Origin of the sequence: Bacillus sp. IBL03825, from assembly GCF_024712505.1 — a bacterium.
In the GTDB taxonomy this organism is placed as follows: Bacteria; Bacillota; Bacilli; order Bacillales; family Bacillaceae_G; genus Bacillus_A; species Bacillus_A wiedmannii.
In genome coordinates, this window is the sequence record NZ_JAMXKE010000001.1 from 3,242,628 (window position 1) to 3,259,203 (window position 16,576).

Annotated in this window: 16 protein-coding genes; 6 read left to right on the forward strand and 10 right to left on the reverse strand. The window is 35.7% G+C overall.

Annotation, left to right across the window (positions count from 1 at the left end; genetic code table 11):
- Positions 1-17 precede the first annotated feature (17 nt).
- The 4 genes from NHG49_RS16550 to NHG49_RS16565 all read right to left on the reverse strand — a co-directional run bounded on the left by NHG49_RS16550 (position 18) and on the right by NHG49_RS16565 (position 6,097).
- On the reverse strand, positions 18-2,408 hold the full coding sequence (locus NHG49_RS16550; protein WP_149174090.1) for a penicillin acylase family protein: 2,391 nt from the start codon (positions 2,406-2,408) through the stop codon (positions 18-20).
- A gap of 82 nt (positions 2,409-2,490) precedes the next feature.
- The gene (locus NHG49_RS16555; RefSeq protein ID WP_098111613.1) at positions 2,491-3,243 is read right to left on the reverse strand and encodes a DnaD domain-containing protein; all 753 of its coding nucleotides are present in this window, start codon (positions 3,241-3,243) and stop codon (positions 2,491-2,493) included.
- A gap of 300 nt (positions 3,244-3,543) precedes the next feature.
- Positions 3,544-5,325 carry an S-layer homology domain-containing protein gene (locus NHG49_RS16560; protein WP_098111612.1) on the reverse strand — a complete coding sequence of 594 codons (1,782 nt, stop codon included), beginning with the start codon at positions 5,323-5,325 and terminating at the stop codon, positions 3,544-3,546.
- Between the two features lie 313 nt (positions 5,326-5,638).
- A complete protein-coding gene (locus NHG49_RS16565) occupies positions 5,639-6,097 on the reverse strand; it encodes a hypothetical protein (protein ID WP_064475827.1) in 459 nt (152 codons plus the stop codon).
- A 334-nt stretch (positions 6,098-6,431) separates the two neighbouring features.
- Between NHG49_RS16565 and NHG49_RS16570 the strand changes: the two genes are divergently transcribed.
- Positions 6,432-7,139 (forward strand): DNA alkylation repair protein, encoded by a 708-nt coding sequence (locus NHG49_RS16570; protein ID WP_064475828.1) that lies wholly within the window; start codon positions 6,432-6,434, stop codon positions 7,137-7,139.
- 98 nt (positions 7,140-7,237) lie between these two features.
- Here the strand turns inward: NHG49_RS16570 and NHG49_RS16575 are convergent, their stop codons facing one another.
- The gene (locus NHG49_RS16575) at positions 7,238-7,570 is read right to left on the reverse strand and encodes a DUF3895 domain-containing protein (protein WP_064475829.1); all 333 of its coding nucleotides are present in this window, start codon (positions 7,568-7,570) and stop codon (positions 7,238-7,240) included.
- 502 nt (positions 7,571-8,072) lie between these two features.
- On the opposite strand from NHG49_RS16575, the gene NHG49_RS16580 reads away from it, so the two are divergent.
- Positions 8,073-9,176 carry an S-layer homology domain-containing protein gene (locus NHG49_RS16580; RefSeq protein ID WP_258126307.1) on the forward strand — a complete coding sequence of 368 codons (1,104 nt, stop codon included), beginning with the start codon at positions 8,073-8,075 and terminating at the stop codon, positions 9,174-9,176.
- A 128-nt stretch (positions 9,177-9,304) separates the two neighbouring features.
- Here the strand turns inward: NHG49_RS16580 and NHG49_RS16585 are convergent, their stop codons facing one another.
- Positions 9,305-9,763, reverse strand: coding sequence for a VOC family protein (locus NHG49_RS16585; RefSeq protein WP_064475831.1), 459 nt, complete (start codon positions 9,761-9,763; stop codon positions 9,305-9,307).
- A gap of 365 nt (positions 9,764-10,128) precedes the next feature.
- Here NHG49_RS16585 and NHG49_RS16590 point away from each other — a divergent pair, with 365 nt between their 5' ends.
- On the forward strand, positions 10,129-10,539 hold the full coding sequence (locus NHG49_RS16590; protein ID WP_098112110.1) for a DUF4279 domain-containing protein: 411 nt from the start codon (positions 10,129-10,131) through the stop codon (positions 10,537-10,539).
- A 101-nt stretch (positions 10,540-10,640) separates the two neighbouring features.
- Here NHG49_RS16590 and NHG49_RS16595 read toward each other — a convergent pair whose 3' ends face one another.
- The 4 genes from NHG49_RS16595 to phaZ form a co-directional block, all read right to left on the reverse strand.
- Positions 10,641-10,841, reverse strand: coding sequence for an NETI motif-containing protein (locus NHG49_RS16595; protein ID WP_064475833.1), 201 nt, complete (start codon positions 10,839-10,841; stop codon positions 10,641-10,643).
- Positions 10,825-12,021 (reverse strand): MFS transporter, encoded by a 1,197-nt coding sequence (locus NHG49_RS16600; protein WP_258126308.1) that lies wholly within the window; start codon positions 12,019-12,021, stop codon positions 10,825-10,827. The genes NHG49_RS16595 and NHG49_RS16600 overlap by 17 nt, the downstream gene beginning before the upstream one ends.
- A 113-nt stretch (positions 12,022-12,134) precedes the next feature.
- On the reverse strand, positions 12,135-12,368 hold the full coding sequence (locus NHG49_RS16605) for a hypothetical protein (protein ID WP_064475835.1): 234 nt from the start codon (positions 12,366-12,368) through the stop codon (positions 12,135-12,137).
- A 67-nt stretch (positions 12,369-12,435) separates the two neighbouring features.
- On the reverse strand, positions 12,436-13,347 hold the full coding sequence (phaZ, locus tag NHG49_RS16610; RefSeq protein ID WP_141669121.1) for an intracellular short-chain-length polyhydroxyalkanoate depolymerase: 912 nt from the start codon (positions 13,345-13,347) through the stop codon (positions 12,436-12,438).
- Between the two features lie 174 nt (positions 13,348-13,521).
- Between phaZ and NHG49_RS16615 the strand changes: the two genes are divergently transcribed.
- The 3 genes from NHG49_RS16615 to NHG49_RS16625 all read left to right on the forward strand — a co-directional run bounded on the left by NHG49_RS16615 (position 13,522) and on the right by NHG49_RS16625 (position 16,516).
- Positions 13,522-13,938 (forward strand): MarR family winged helix-turn-helix transcriptional regulator, encoded by a 417-nt coding sequence (locus tag NHG49_RS16615; RefSeq protein WP_064475837.1) that lies wholly within the window; start codon positions 13,522-13,524, stop codon positions 13,936-13,938.
- A 15-nt stretch (positions 13,939-13,953) separates the two neighbouring features.
- Positions 13,954-15,153: an MFS transporter gene (locus NHG49_RS16620; protein ID WP_001190340.1), complete on the forward strand. Its 1,200-nt coding sequence runs from the start codon at positions 13,954-13,956 to the stop codon at positions 15,151-15,153.
- A gap of 103 nt (positions 15,154-15,256) precedes the next feature.
- Positions 15,257-16,516: a serine hydrolase domain-containing protein gene (locus tag NHG49_RS16625; RefSeq protein ID WP_064475838.1), complete on the forward strand. Its 1,260-nt coding sequence runs from the start codon at positions 15,257-15,259 to the stop codon at positions 16,514-16,516.
- Positions 16,517-16,576 lie beyond the last annotated feature (60 nt).

A 16,576-nucleotide genomic window follows, 5' to 3' on the forward strand; every position in this document is an offset into this window, starting at 1 on the left:
CATCAGTGGAAATATTATCACTTCGGCTCTAAAGTTAACACCTTCCCCTCTATCCCCTCCGTATTCAATGAAGTCGTATGATACGTTCCGTTTACCCAATCATCTATTTGATCATGGTACCAATCGCTTCTAAAATGTCCCGATTGTCCTGGTCCTACGATATGATAACCGTTTGACATATCTTTCGTATCAATCACGAATCGCCAAGAAGCTCCGTGATTGACAATACCGTTTTCTCCGTAACTCGCTGCTTGAACGGTAACTTGGCTGCCGCCGATTGGAATTGGTTTTTCACGATTAAATGCAAGTAGTGCTAGCATACTAGATGATTTTGAAATTGGATGTGTGAACGCCAGTTGATGGTAATCGCCCCACTTCCACTCCGCAACATCAGGGCCATATTCCTTCTGTAATTTCTTCATTACATTTTCGTACGATGTATGCACAACTTTCGTGAAACCTCCGTACTTCGTAAACCAAGCGCTATTTTCTCCTGCCACTTCTTTTCGAATCAATTCATCAACTACTTGTGACTTCCCTTCAAATAACTCCATCACATCTTTCGGTATTTCTTTTGAAAATAACGTATTCGAAATCTCTTTCATTAATAAATGGAATAGTAATGGTGCTGCTTCATCTTTACTATCGTTAAAATTCCACTTTGTTAATTGTTTTACGCCTTCTTTCTCTACTTCATTTAAAGATGCTTTATTTAACTCTTTTAACAATATAGGAGCAAATTCTTTCCCGTATAAATTTTTTTGATCCATCTGTAGCTCTTCTAAATCTTTCACCGTATACTTTTCTTTCTCTTGTAAAAATTCTTGAATACGCATTTGTCTATATGGCTGCGCCCACGTATTACTAATATGGTACGGATAATTATCATCCACAATTTTATTATTTGCAGTTGAAATAAACCCTTGTTTTGGATTTATTACTTTTGGAAGTTGATCATATGGGATATACCCTTCCCATTCATATTCATCTGTCCACCCTGGCACTGGCAAACTCCCGTCACCTTTTTTACGCACTGGTATATTTCCATTCGCTTTATAAGCAATTGTGCCGTCATTTGATGCAAATACAAAGTTTTGAGTTGGTGTATGAAAGTCTTGAAGTGCCGTTTCAAACTCATTCCAATCTTTCGCTTTGTTCATATTTAATACGGCCTTTAATTCAGCAGAAGGCTCCAAAGCAGTCCATTTCAAAGCGAATACCGTTTTCGTTTTCTCTTTTCCTTTATCCGCAAACTCTGAAATAACTGGTCCATGCCTCGTAACCGTCACATTATACGGAACTGTTTTCCCGCCTTTTACTTTAATAGATTCATCAACAACAGTAGCTTTTTCCCACTTATCGTTATACAAAAATTCATTTTCATTATTAGGATTTCGCTTCTCAATATATAAATCTTGCACATCAGGACCAGTATTCGTAACACCCCATGCTATTTTGTCATTGTGACCTAAAATAACACCTGGTACTCCTGCGAAAATAACGCCACTCACATTCAAACCTTTCATTTCAAGTTTCGATTGATACCAAATAGAAGGCGTCGCAAGAGATAAATGAGGATCATCCGCTAAAATTGGCTTACCAGACGCACTCTTCTCACCGCTTATGACCCAATTATTACTACCATTAAACTCTGGCGGAATGACCGCTTTTGCAAAACTTTGTGCTACGTCCACATTTGTATTTTTCAGTTCAGCTAACAATCTAGGTGCATCTTTCGGATATGTAGGAAATAGCTCATTTGCTTGCTCTTTCGGTAAATTTTTTAGCGCCCAATATCGAAACGCCTGTCCGTGCCAATGTCCACCTAAGTCAAATGCCATATACTTTCCAATCGTTAACGTATCAACAATGGACCATTCAGCAGGCTCATATCCTAATATAGTAAACTCAACTGGCAATTTCTTTTCCTCTTTTGCCTCGCGTATAAAAGCGTTCACCCCATCAGCAAATGACTGCAGGGCATATTTCGCTTCCCCGTCATATTGACTAACAGACGCTTCGGCTGCTCGTCGTAAACCGAGTGTTCGAAACAACTTATCTCGATCGACAGCTGCTTCCCCTACAACTTCACTTAACATCCCAGAAGCTTGCCTTCTACTTAAATCCATTTGAAACAAACGATCTTGTGCTTGTACATACCCTTGCGAAAAATATAAATCGTGTGCATTTTCCGCTTTAATATGCGGTACCCCTTTACTATCCCGCTTTACCTGAACAGCATGTTGTAAATCCTCTAGCTTTATCGTCCCATCTATCTTTGGCACAGAACTAAGCGTATATATGTTCAAAAAAATCACTGTACAAATAACTAACAAAAGAACGATACTACTAGACCAAATAAAAATTCTCTTACCTCTAGTTCGTTTCTTCTTTATGACGACTTCCATATAACCCCTCCTTTCTCAAACTATTCGCTTCTATTTAATGAAGAACCTTTTAGAAAAGTTGAAAAACCCATACTTTCTCATACTATGGATCATACAAACTACATACCTCTCTCTTATGTACACCTTCCTTTCTTTCAATGAAATCTACTCGCCCTTTCTTACACCAATTCCTCAAAATCCCCTTCACATAAGCAAGCGCTCGCTTATTATGTTCAAACGCAATTTTAAGTGCCTTTCGTACTGTCTCTCCTGAAACCTTTTGTATCCACTCTTTCAATTCTTTCACGATATATGGAGATAGATTACTTATATGTCGTTCGTAAAACTTATAAACTTCACTATGCAACGTATCCTCTTCTATCTCTTCTTCCTTCTCCTCAACAACTTCTTGTAAACTACTATTATCCTCTTCTTTTGGCATACCAAAATGCTGCAATAACAATGGAATCTTCCATTCTTCTTCAAGACATTTACATAAAAACATATGTATGAACTCTTTATTTTTTACAGTCTTTAACTCACGTAACACACACTTCTCTACATTTGTATTTAAAATAGGGTTATAGTGTAGCCAATTTAGTATGTATAACTCTTTCGTTTCCGCATCGTATAAAATCTTTCCGTATTCAACAAATCTATTTAACAGCTTCTCAACAGTTTCCATACTGTAGCCTGTTTCCAGTTCTGCCACACGCTTCGGTAATACGTAAATTCCACATTGCTTCGTTTTCGTACCAGTTAACAAATATATGTAAAAATAACGCTCCTCTGGCGTTAAATCTAATATGAATTCATCTTGCCAAAAGCTCACCTGCACATTACGGTACACCGCCATATATTTACCTCCTCCTTTTATTCATAAAAAGGCAGAATTCAATCTTTCAATATACATATAGGAATAAGGGCTTTGTTTTTGCATTTGAATTCCAAACTTTTTTAACTACTACAACGCCGGTTTTATTTTTTCGCGCTTTGTTGTTCTTGTAGTTGTTTTTGTTTTTGTTTTTGTTTTGTTTTTTTAGTGATTTATTACTTGGTAGGTGCTTATGAGGGGCTTGGAAGGGGCTTCATAGGGGCTAAAATAAAAAGGAGCTGTTCCAAATTTTCATTTTGGATAGCTCCTTTACCATTCTTTCTATTTTTGACTTGCATCTAACATCTTCACTAAAAAGGCAGCTGCCTCACCACGAGTTGTTGTACCTTTAGGATTAAACTCATTATTTCCAACGCCAGTAACTACCTGCAAGCTGTATAATCGTTGAACAGGCTGTTTGTATGTGATCAAATGTGTATCCCTAAATGGTAATGCGACTAATTCACCTGTAACACCTTTATACTGTAATGCGTTATCAATCATAATCGATGCTTCTTCACGAGTGATTGGTGCATTCGGGTCAAAAACCCCTCCGCCACGACCGCTAATAATCCCTGCACTTGCACTACGTTTAATACCGCTATGAAGTGATGAATGCGCTTTGTTAATATCTATAAATGACTTATTTCCTTCTGGTAGTTTAAGAGCATTTGCGATTAATGTCGCAAACTCAGCTCTCGTTACATTACGGTAAGGCGCAAATACACCATTTCCTTCCCCATGCATAATACCTAGACTGTGAAGTTTACGAATATGTCCCTCAAACCATCCACCTGTAATATCATCTTTTGGCTTTTGTACTTCTTCTTTTGGTACATTGTAGTTAATTTTAATCCAACTTGGATTATAAAAAATCCATTCTCCATTTCCTACTTTGTACCAACCGTCTTTAACTGCTAACACTTTGTAACGGTCTCCGTTTGAAGCTTTACGAACAGTTTGATGTTCAATTCCTGCACCGCTACGTACGTTTATACCGTCACCATTAACGACTAGCTCCATGCTAGGTTCCGCTGGATTAAATTCATTTGAATCAAATAACTCGTTTCTTTCTTGTAAAGGCGAGTCAATTTGCGCATTAACATTTGCATACCATTGAATACCTTGTACGAAACCAGTCCAATTCCCACGAGAAATTAAAATATCAGGACATTTTTTTCCGCTCCATTGTTGATGCCTGTAAATGTGATCCGCGCTAATTCCTTCTTTATTCATTAAGTAACCTGCAAGTCGCTTCGCATTCTCTAACGCTTTATTGTAATCTCCGTCTTGGTTAACTGAAATTTCAATACCGATAGATTCTCTGTTTCCTGAGCCATCACCATCTCCTGCATGCCAACCATTTTCATTTGTTGGTAGGTGCTGATAGATTTGTTTATCGTCTACTGTAAAATGCCATGAAGCTGTTCGGAACGTACCTTCCGTTGCTTGTTTATACAAATATTTCGCATGATTTTCAGCATTCGCACCGCGAGCTGTGTTTGCAGTCTCATGAATTGTAATGTAACGTGCTTTCATCGGATTGGCCGGGCGAATATCAGGATTTCCTGCTGGAACAATCCACTCTACAAACGGGGCACCTGCAAGTGTTCCATATTTCTTTGTAGTCATCGATGCACTATACTGAATAGCTCTTGGCTTTTCAACCGGCTTCATTTCGCGAGGAGAACCATCATTTCGACCATCTACATGTTCAAATGCCTTTTCAATGTTTGAAATAGCTTCATCTTCTGCTACTTGACCTGTTTTAGCTTCTTTCATTTTATTTAGTTCTTCTGTTTCAGAATGTTTATGCTTATATTCTTCTAGAAGTATTTTCTCGTTTTCTGATACTTCTGCTTCGTTAATTTGCATGTGATCTGGAGTTTCTAGATTGAAATTAGAATAACTTAATCCGCTCGTGCCACTCTCCCCTTGCGCGATAAGAAGTTGATCAGTTTGAAGATTTTTACTCTCTTCTGCTGATATCACTAAAGGTGCGCTCCCTAACATTACTAAACTTGTTGATAGTGCAATTACTCTTTTTTTTATAATTGTATTCATTGCTATATGTAATATTTACACAGCTCGTGTAAATATCTTAACCTCCCTTTATCTTCTCATTAGTGAAAGACTATGAATCTACTATGTACTTCTAATATAACTTTTTCATCACTTATGTATGTATAAAAATATGTTTATTATATCCTTTTATAAATACTTTCTATCCTCAGCAGGCAAATCATAGTTTCTAAGTCAAATTTCTATAAAACCCCTTAACGAACATTATTTTACAACTAATTATAAGTACCGTCAAAAACACTCACAAAAGGGATAATTAATAAAGTAAACTTACATTTTTTCATTTTAACTTTTATTACAAATTCCCTTTAACGTTTTCGACAATCTCATTTATCGTATTTCGATCAAACTTATCACTAATTTCATATGGATCACGATCTCCTACTAGTTGTACGCCTACGATATCGTTGCGGTCCTTACCAAATTGCACTTCAATAATAGCTCCCCGCTCTACTTGTTTCCAAATGTAACTTGCTTCATCTTTATTATCTAAAATAATACAGTCCTCGATATTTTCATCAATCCCTATTAACTTGTTATCATCTATAAACCCAACCTCGTATTGTTGACGCTCTTTCGCTTTGCCACTTACTAATATACCTTTGCTACCATATGAATAATCCATATAGTCCTTTTTCTCAGATTGTACCACTTTCGGCTCTTTTGCTTTAGTTTTTTCATCGTTCTCACAACCCATAATGAAACTGATTGGCATCACCGTAGTTAGTACCACTCTAGTAAATTTCTTTATCATTTAGAATCGACCTCACATATTTAATATAAAACCCCATTTATTACCTTATTAAAGGATAACATGATACTACAGCAAACGCGTCAAAGAGAAAGCATTATTTACATCCCCTCACTATGCGGAGAGCCATACATCCATATTGTTTCTCCCCCCTTTTATCTTCATGTTGTATCTTCACAACAATAAACAACTAACTAAATTATCGATAAATTACACAAAGTGGACATCCTACTCACATAAGACTTAAAATTGAGATGTATGGAAGACATGATAAAAAATATAGGCTAGTTGTTCGCAGTTAAAATGGTCTTTATATTAAGGAAGGAAGTGCACAGCAATGGATTTTAATACAGTTATGCAAGAGCTTGAGGCCCTTGGTAAAGAAAGAACAAAAAAAATATACATATCTAACGGCGCACACGAGCCAGTTTTCGGCGTAGCCATAGGTGCTATGAAACCAATCGCTAAAAAAATAAAATTAAATCAAGAATTAGCTGAAGAACTTTATGCCACAGGCAACTACGATGCTATGTACTTTGCAGGCATTATTGCCGATCCAAAAGCTATGAGTGAATCGGATTTTAATCGGTGGATGGATGGGGCGTATTTTTATATGCTATCTGATTATGTTGTAGCAGTAACTTTATCAGAGTCAAATATGGCACAAGACGTTGCTGATACATGGATTGCAAGTGGAGACGAGCTACGAATGTCTGCAGGCTGGAGTTGCTACTGCTGGCTTTTAGGCAATCGTAAAGACAATGAATTTTCCGAAAGCAAAATTTCCAATATGCTTGAAATGGTGAACAATACGATTCATGATTCGCCAGAACGAACAAAATCCGCTATGAATACTTTTCTAAACACAGTAGCGATTTCATATGTGCCACTACACGAAAAGGCAGTCGAAATCGCAAAAGAAGTTGGTATAGTCGAAGTAAAACGTGAAAATAAAAAGAGCAGTTTGCTAAATGCTACAGAAAGTATTCAGAAAGAACTTGATAGAGGAAGACTTGGTTTCAAACGTAAGTATGTTAGATGTTAAATGATCAAAAAGGTGTCAATCTAAGCAAGATTGACACCTTTTTGATGAGAAAAACGAATGAACTTCCCCTGGAAATTATTCATCCCCTCTTGTACACCTTATGCGTTAAACATTTCTTCATTCAATTTATAAACCCTATCTCTTTTCTCATCACTTTTGACAAAAATAAGCTTTCCTTCTTTAACAAAACCTTCTAATAGTAAGCATACTTCTCCATATGCTTTAGGCTTATTCGTTGTGAATCTTTCATCTGATATTTTTCCAGCTCGTATTAATTGTTCACATAGCTCAAGTGCACTTATTTCTTCAGAATCCATTAATTCCAATATATCTTTTTGCAGTGGTGATAAAGGTACTGGTATTTCAGTCACCTCCACCTTTCCTTTCTCGTTTTCTTCTTCAAATAAATCTTCAAATGAAATTTGATTCATTACTTCTTTTCCTTTCTAACGATCGATTTGTATAACATGAACTGAATCCTATAGCGTAGTTATTGTTATGTATTCCTTACCTTATTACATAAATATCAAACTCATGTACATCGTTTCATATAGTATGTTTTGATTATACCAAATATATGTTCTATCTTCTATCGTAGATTGAAAAAAGGAACGTTTTACTGTTCACAAATAGCGAAAAGGGATTTAAATAATTTCGTTGAATGGATTTATAGAAATAACTTCAAAATCAACTTTTATTGTATATTTTTGAGTTACTTTACATTTCACTCTATATACCATTTTTAAATAGAGATGAATATTTATAGATACTATGATTAAGTTTCATGCAGATTAGCAAAATAGATATTTATTCCATAGAAATTTATGGTAAACATTTATCATTTATATGTTATAATCTCGATGTAAACATTTAAGTATATTAAATGTTTACTAAGGTTATTCAATACGTTTACTTTAACAAGGGGGCACACAAATGAGCAGAAAAACAAGTAAAGTTAAAAAGTTTTTTGGATTCGTACTAACCGCAGCACTAGCAACTACAACGATGGTAGGCACAGTAAATGCAGAAACAACTACGAAAACAAATGGTAATGCAAATAGCTATAAGGTAGTTAGCAATAATGACACTGTATTTACAGATGTACCAAAGGACCACTGGTCAAAAATTGCTATCGATTACTTAGCATCAGCAGGGATTTATAAGGGATACGGAAATGGGAAATTTGGTTTTGGGGACAATGTTACTAGAGGACAGGTAGCTTCTTTAGTCAATCGACATTTAGGTTTAATAGCAGACGATAAACAGGCGAATATGTTTAGTGACATTACAAATCATATGTTTGAAAAGGATATTAAAGCCATTGCGCAAGCTGGAATTATGACAGGTGATGGATCAGGTACATTTCGTCCAGATGATGTATTAACTCGGTATGAGATGGCAGTAGTGTTACAAAAAGCATTTCATCTAGAATCAAAAGGACAAGGGAGCTTTAAAGATGTACCAAAAGGTCATTGGGCCTATGAATCTGTAAATGCAGTGCGTAGTAACCGTATAGCACAAGGTGACGAATCAGGTAATTTTAATGGCAACATGATTGTGAAGCGTGAGCAATACGCACAATTTTTCTATAATGCAATAGCCAAGAACAGATCTTATAATTTCAACATCAACTCAAAAGAAGAACTGAAACAAATGTTAACAACAGCTTTACAGAATGGGACGTTTGGTCCATTTAAATTAGATGCACTAGGTAAAGATATATCTGAGGTAAAAAAAGAATTTGGAGCGCCTGATGTTTGGAAGCAAGCACCATGTACAGAATGTGATGCCCCTAATACAGCGGTATACGGAGATTATAATATTGATATGTACCCTTCAGACGCTAAATATATATGGGTGAAAATGGATATCTCTATCAACGAATTAAAAGAGTGGTTTGGTGAACCAGATGGAATCGGTGAGGATATGACTAGTGAAGGCTTTATATATAATCGAGGAAGCTATTCTCTTTATTTCAGCTTCTCTGATGGTTATATTCAACGCGCTGAAATATCTAAAGCTGAAGATCGTTATTAAGTTACAAACAATATAAATATATAAAGTATAAAAAGATCCTTCAAGAACACGCTTTTTCTTGAGGGATCTTTTTGTATTCCTATCTATTTTACATAGTACAAATCTATAAAGCTCCCACTGATTAAACTTTATTTTTCTTGATGCTCAGCATCCCATTCACTTAAATACGTTGCATATTCTAATTCATCTGGATCATCATATAACATGGAAATAAACTCTAATTTATTTCCATCACAATCTAGAAAATATACGCTTGCAGCTGGCATCCATCTTTGGACAATCGGTTCTCGATTTCCTTTTCCCTGACTCCCTACTACCTTTATTCCACGTTTCTCTAACCATAATTTTGAAGCATTTAAAAACTCTAAATCTACACGAAAGGCGAAGTGTTTCGTCTCAAACTCTTCATTCGTATGCATTTCCCATAACCCGAGCATTTGCTCTTTATTTTCTCCTATCCAAAAGAACGCAACTCGTCTTTTCAATAGTTTTTTTGCTACCGTTAAGCCTAACTTATTTTGATAGAAATCTATCGCCTTTTCTAAATTCCTTACATGTAAATGAGTTTCATATATGCTTTGTATCATTATATATTTCCCCCTCCCCTACATTCTGATTTTTAAAAATATGTTTTGTTTTTATCATACAAATTAATATATTTTTAAGCATCCTACTTTTGTATAATTGTTCTTTCCTACAAAGGTATAGGTATCCAGCTTTCACTAATATCCCAACGCTGGAATTCAATACAATGAAACTAGTAAGGTTTTATTCACACACACTAATCATGCTTTTATGGATAATTGGCTCTCACCTACTTTCCTCTCATTAGAAGCTTTGCTGCCCACAAATAGCAGGATAAAAATTCTATTTACATTCATAAATTTTTATAATGTAATAAGATTAACATCTTAATAATAGAGGAGGAACCATTCTGGATAAGACCAAAGTTATGGCTTATTTTAGTGCAACGGGTGATATATTCCCTGTTGAAGCAATTACTGACGCCCTAAGTATCGAGCCTACAAGAATTTATAAAAAAGGTGATGTTGTTGCAAGACGTGATAATCCGAATCTTGTATCCACCAAAATCATATATAGAAAAGAGACGGATTGGACTTTAAGCACTGGATACGAAGAATCATACGATATAAATAATCAGTTGCATGTTATTCTAAAATTCCTTGAAGGGAAAACAGAACAATTAAAACATCTCAAGAAGAAATATAGTTTAGAGTACCTTTTTATAGTAGTGATTCAAGTGAAGAATAACGAATCACCCGCGATGTATTTACAAAAAGATATAATTGATTTTGCTAGTTCCATTCAAGCAGAAATTCATTTTGACCTATATATTTTGTAACAATAAAAAACGCTATTGATATTGGAATCAACAGCGTTTTTTATGTGACTATATGTTTTATCTTGCTTGTACCCAAAAGCACATTCTTTTTATATAACTTATTACTTCAATTTTCCCTCAAAAACAATTTTCCTACCACACGGTTCAACTTCTGTTTTGCCGTTTTTCTTCACTTCATGAAAGATTGGCTCTTCCATGCGACGTGATGGCGCATAGCCTTCTCGTTCCATACGTGCTAAGCAGTCTGTAATTGTTTCGTTTTCGAGTACTTCAAATTTCTTTTTATTAGGTTGTTTTGTCATGCCCTAACCTACTTTCTATTTTTCTTGATGCGAATTGATTCTTCATGTAGACCATATATACCATTGCGAGAATTCCCATTATAATCATAACCGCAATAAAAAAGCTTGTATACTGTATTTTTTCTATAAATACGCCTCCTAATACAGGTCCCATAATACTACCTAAACTAAAGGCGATTCCAGATAATATATTACCTGCTGGTAGTAAGTGCCTCGGTAATAAATCTGTCATAAATCCAAGACCTAATGAGAAACACGATCCAATGACCATACCAGCTAACAGCATACAGGCAAAAACGATCCAGTAATATTGATCAAATACTGCTGTAAGTAGGAAAATACCCGTACTTACGCTGAACGTCCACGTTAAAATACGATCTCTTCCGTATTTATCACTTAATATACCGAGCGGAATTTGTGTAATAATGCCCCCAACTGCGAACGCTGGTAATAAGAAGGATACATCTGAAACAGACCATCCTTTACGAAGCGCGTATACTGGTAAGTTACTATTTAACATTGCTTCCAGTACACCATATGCAAGCGGTCCTAGTAATGCAATCCATCCTAATCCAAAAACTTGTTTATAACGAGAAAATGATGATTCACCCTTCACTTCTCTTTCATCTTGCGCCGGGAATGCATTTTTCGTTGGGAGTAATAAAAGCCAACCTATTAAGCAAAGTATCGTAGATATAATAAATGGCGTTGCAAGACCGTACTGCACAGTGCTTGCTAAATACGGACCAACCGCAAAACCAATTCCGAAGAATACACCGTATATCGATACTTGTCTACCAATTTTACTCGGGTCTGATGTTGTCGTAATCCATGTTTGTGTTCCGACATGAAGCATATGATCTCCGACTCCAACTAGAAATCTAAGAATAAACCATACCCAAAATGAAAAAGTTTGTGTAAAAAAGAATAATGAAATAATAACGAGAAACCCACCAATAACGATAATTGGCTTCATTCCAAACTTTTGCATCGGTTTTTCAAGAAACGGTGAAATAACTAATATCCCAATGTATAATGCCGTCGCATGAATACCGTTAATACTTGAACTAACCCCTTCTTGTTCAAAAATCATTGCAATGGCAGGTAAGAGCATCCCTTGTGACAAACCCGAGATTGCTACAATTCCAACCATAATCCAAAATGTAAAACGCATTGACATCCCTTTCCCTCTCCTTCTCACGCTGTCCACCTTTTATTATAAACTGTTTCTTCAAATGCGTGTACGAATATTCGCAATAAAAAAGAAGCTAAAAGAATGAATCTTTTAGCTTCTTATCCTTCCCATACTTGCGCTTTCACATTGTGGTGAAAGTGCTTGAAATATGGATTTCCATAAAATGATGAGCCATATAAGTATTGCTGTGCACTAGCAATTGGTGGCTGTGGGTATTGCATTTGTAATGGAACTACAGATGGTGAAACTTGCATATACATCGGATCAATAATAAATTTTATATGTTGGTGATGGTTATATGGAGAATGATATATTAAAAGCGGATTATGCATTGACTCTCTCCCCTTATACATACAAATGTTATAGTATATGCAACACTTCTCATTTCGGGGATTATTTCTATTCTAACCAATCTTCTACATGTTTTATAAATACATCTAAACAATCAATAAAAGGCGAATGACCGCAATCCTCTAACACTTTTAACTCTGCATTTGGCAAATGTTTTGCTAATTCCTCACCGACTACTTGCGGTACGACGTAATCTCTGTCACCTTGTATGACGAGTGTCGGAGCTTTAATATGATGAATTTCTTTATTTCCCTCTACAACTCCGTTATGTTCATCCGAAATATTAAATGTAATGAGCGCATAATTCACATCTACGAAATTACGCTGCGTTAACATATCGTCTAAATACTTGTCATAACGGTCCGGTTCAGGTTGATTATGTGTATATATTAATAGATTCCATACTGTACGGTAATATAATTTATTCATATTTTTTATCGCATCTAGCACTGGAGCAATTTGTACGGGATCTTGTGCAACCTCTTCTTTCGTCTTTACTAAACTTGATACGATTGGCTGCCCGTTTATATCTTTTTTAAAAATTGGATATCCCTTCATGCCTACTGATTCTACTAAAATTAACTTTTCAACAAATGTTGGATGATTCGCTGTAAATTGCATCGCAACACCACCGCCCATTGACCAGCCCATTAATGAAAATTTCTCTAGTTTTAATTGATCGATAAATAGTTTTACATCTCTTGCAAAGTCTTGTAATGAATCTATCGATTGATTATATGTTGATTGGCCAAATCCTCTTAAATCAAGAGCGTAAATATGGTATCGATCTTGCAGCTTTTCAATTACTAAATCCCAATGTTGTGACGATGTCATGTTTCCGTGAATGAGTACAAGAATTTCTGTATTTTGCCTTCCAACTTCCTGATACGCAATCGTTTCTCCGTTCGATAGTGAAACAAACTCCATTGTTGCAGGCTTAATCATCACAAGTTCCCCCATTCTAATTAATAGAAAGAAAATTCTTTACTTACTTAAAGAATAACATACAGAATGTACGTTCTCAACATAAAGCCTATACGAAATTTTTACATAACTCAACATGTCTATTACTAGACAATTATAATAAAAAAGTATATAGTTAGCTAGGTAACTAATTTGAAAGGATCAAAATACATGGACGAAAAACAACATTTTTTTCACATTGTCAGCCAGACTTCTCGAAAATTCACAAAGAAATTTAATGAACGCGTATCTCCAACTGGGCTATTCAGTGCGCAATGGGCTGTTATTTTCCGCATTAATCAAACCGGTTCTTGTACGCAAACAGAATTGTGCCAATACTTAAATGTTGAATCACCAACGATGACTCGTACGTTAACACGTATGGAAACGATGGGTTGGATTATTCGTACAGAAGGAAAAGATCGTCGTGAGAAGCTCATTTCTTTATCAGAAACAGCGATAAAAATGATTCCGGTATGGCAAGAAGAAGTTGATACTTTCGAAGAAAAAACACTAGAAGATATTAACGAAGATGATTTACATCAAGCATTTGAAGTGTTACAAAAAATCATTAAAAATTTAGATTAAATTGGAGGGATGACGATGCAAAGTGAGAAACTTTGGACAAAGGATTTCCTCGGAACTTGTTTTAGTAGTCTATTTCTCTTCTTAACATTCTATATGCTTATGACTACTCTGCCTGTCTATGTAATAGACGGCCTAAAAGGAAAACCTGAGGAAATTGGTTTAGTTGCAACTGTTTTTCTTATTTCATCTGTTTTATGTAGACCATTTACAGGAAAATGGCTCGATGAATTAGGGAGAAAGAAAATTTTATTTATTTCACTTTCATTATTTTTAGCTGCTACCGTTATGTATTTCGGTGCACAAAGTTTATTTTTATTACTTGCCCTTCGCTTCTTACATGGTATTGGGTTCGGTATGGCAACAACAGCCACAGGAACAATTGTAACTGATGTTGCGCCAGCTCATAGACGAGGCGAAGCACTTGCATATTTCGGCGTATTCATGAGTCTGCCTATGGTAATTGGTCCTTTTTTAGGTTTAACAATTATTTCTCATTTTTCATTTACTGTACTATTTATCGTTTGTTCCGTATTTTCATTACTTGCATTTTTATTAGGACTACTTGTAAATATTCCGCATGAAGTACCAGTGAGCAAACAAAAACGAGAAAAAATGAAATGGAAGGACTTAATTGAACCATCCTCTATTCCGATTGCTCTGACAGGATTTGTTTTAGCCTTTTCTTATAGTGGTATTTTATCCTTTATTCCTATTTATGCGAAAGAAATCGGTTTAGGAGAAGTTGCTAGTTACTTCTTTATTGTATACGCACTCGTTGTTGTAATTTCTCGTCCATTTACAGGAAAGATTTTTGATCGCTTCGGTGAAAATGTACTTGTTTACCCAGCTATTATTATTTTCACAATTGGGATGTTCATTTTAAGTCAAGCACAAACTCCGTTTTGGTTCCTTGGCGCAGGTATGTTAATCGGTTTAGGTTACGGAACATTAATTCCAAGTTTCCAAACGATTGCGATCTCTGCCGCTGCAAACCATCGACGTGGTTCTGCGACAGCTACGTACTTCTCATTCTTTGATAGCGGTCTCGGTTTTGGTTCTTTCATTTTAGGTATCGTCGCAGCGAAATCAAGTTACCATAATATGTATTTTATCGCAGCTATTATCGTTGCTTTCACTTTACTTCTCTATTATGGATTACACGGACGAAAACAAAAATTCAAGAAACAACATACAGACGGAAAAGTTTCCGCTTAACACGAATAAGGAAAGTAAACTTCCCCGTTTACTTTCCTTATTTTGTATTTCTTTCACTAGAAGCGTATACTTATAATAATAGAAATAAAAAGGAGGGACCGATATGAAACTTAAAAAATCTCCCCTACTCTTACTCATAATCACATTTATATTTGTAATTACAGGGCTCGGTTTTACATACTTCAAACATAATAAAACAATCCCATCGAAAAATAACGTGACGAAGAAAAATTGGTTAGATGATCCGTACTTACGTTGGTCGTACACACATATGAAAGAATTCACTTTAATTAACGAGGTAAAACATAACCCGGATCACGTTTCTAATTTCTCTACCACATCGCAAAACTTAGACGATTTTGCTGTGGAGCGTAGATTTGGAAATACAACTCCTCTAAAAAAACTTTTAGACGATAACAAAACGGATGCTTTTGTCGTGGTACACAATGGACAACTTGTTTATGAACGATATTTCAATGGATATAACGAGAGTGAACCTCATGGCATGGCATCATTAGCGAAGGTCTTTACTGGTGCAATTATACAATCTCTCGCTGAAGAAAATCGTATTGACTTAGAAAAAACAGCTGACGCATATATAAAAGAATTAAAAAATACACCGTTCGGTAATGCCACACTTCAGCAATTAATGGACATGCAAGTTTCTGTAGAATATCCTACTCACGGATACGAACATCCAGCGTTAGAAAATCAAGATGCACAACTATATTTAGCGAGCAATATTTTACCTAGAGGTAAAAACTACGACGGTCCGATGAAAATTTATGATATGTTACGAGAAGCAGAAGAAACTGCATCGCCTGGTTCCGATTTTTCTTACGATAACGGATCAGCGGAAACACTCGCTTGGGTTATTCGAACGATCACTGGTAAATCATTAGCGGATAATGTTAACGAGCGCATATGGTCTCAAATTGGTATGGAAGAAAATGCTTATTACGTCACCGATGAAACAAAAGTTGAACAAGCTAGCGCTGGTTTAAATGCAACTGCTAGAGATATGGCTAGATTCGGGCAATTACTATTAAACAACGGGGAATATAACGGAAAACAAATTCTCCCTTCTTCTATTACTGAAGATATAAAAAATGTCCAAGAAGGTGAACTTGCAGTTGGCCCTGGAGCTTCCATTTCTTATCATAATCAATGGTGGATTCCGCACAATGAACAAGGTGCTTTCGAAGTGTTAGGCAGTTACGGACAAACACTTTACATCGATCCGAAAGCAAATATGGTCATTGTCCACTTCTCTTCTAACGCTACGCCAAGTAATGAAATACATTCAGTTTACTCAAATATGTATATTGATATTGCACATCATTTAGAGAAGCTTCCACAGTAGTGGAAGCTTTTTCTTATTGGGGTGTTTATTTTAATAAATCTCCTCATCACGATTATTCTT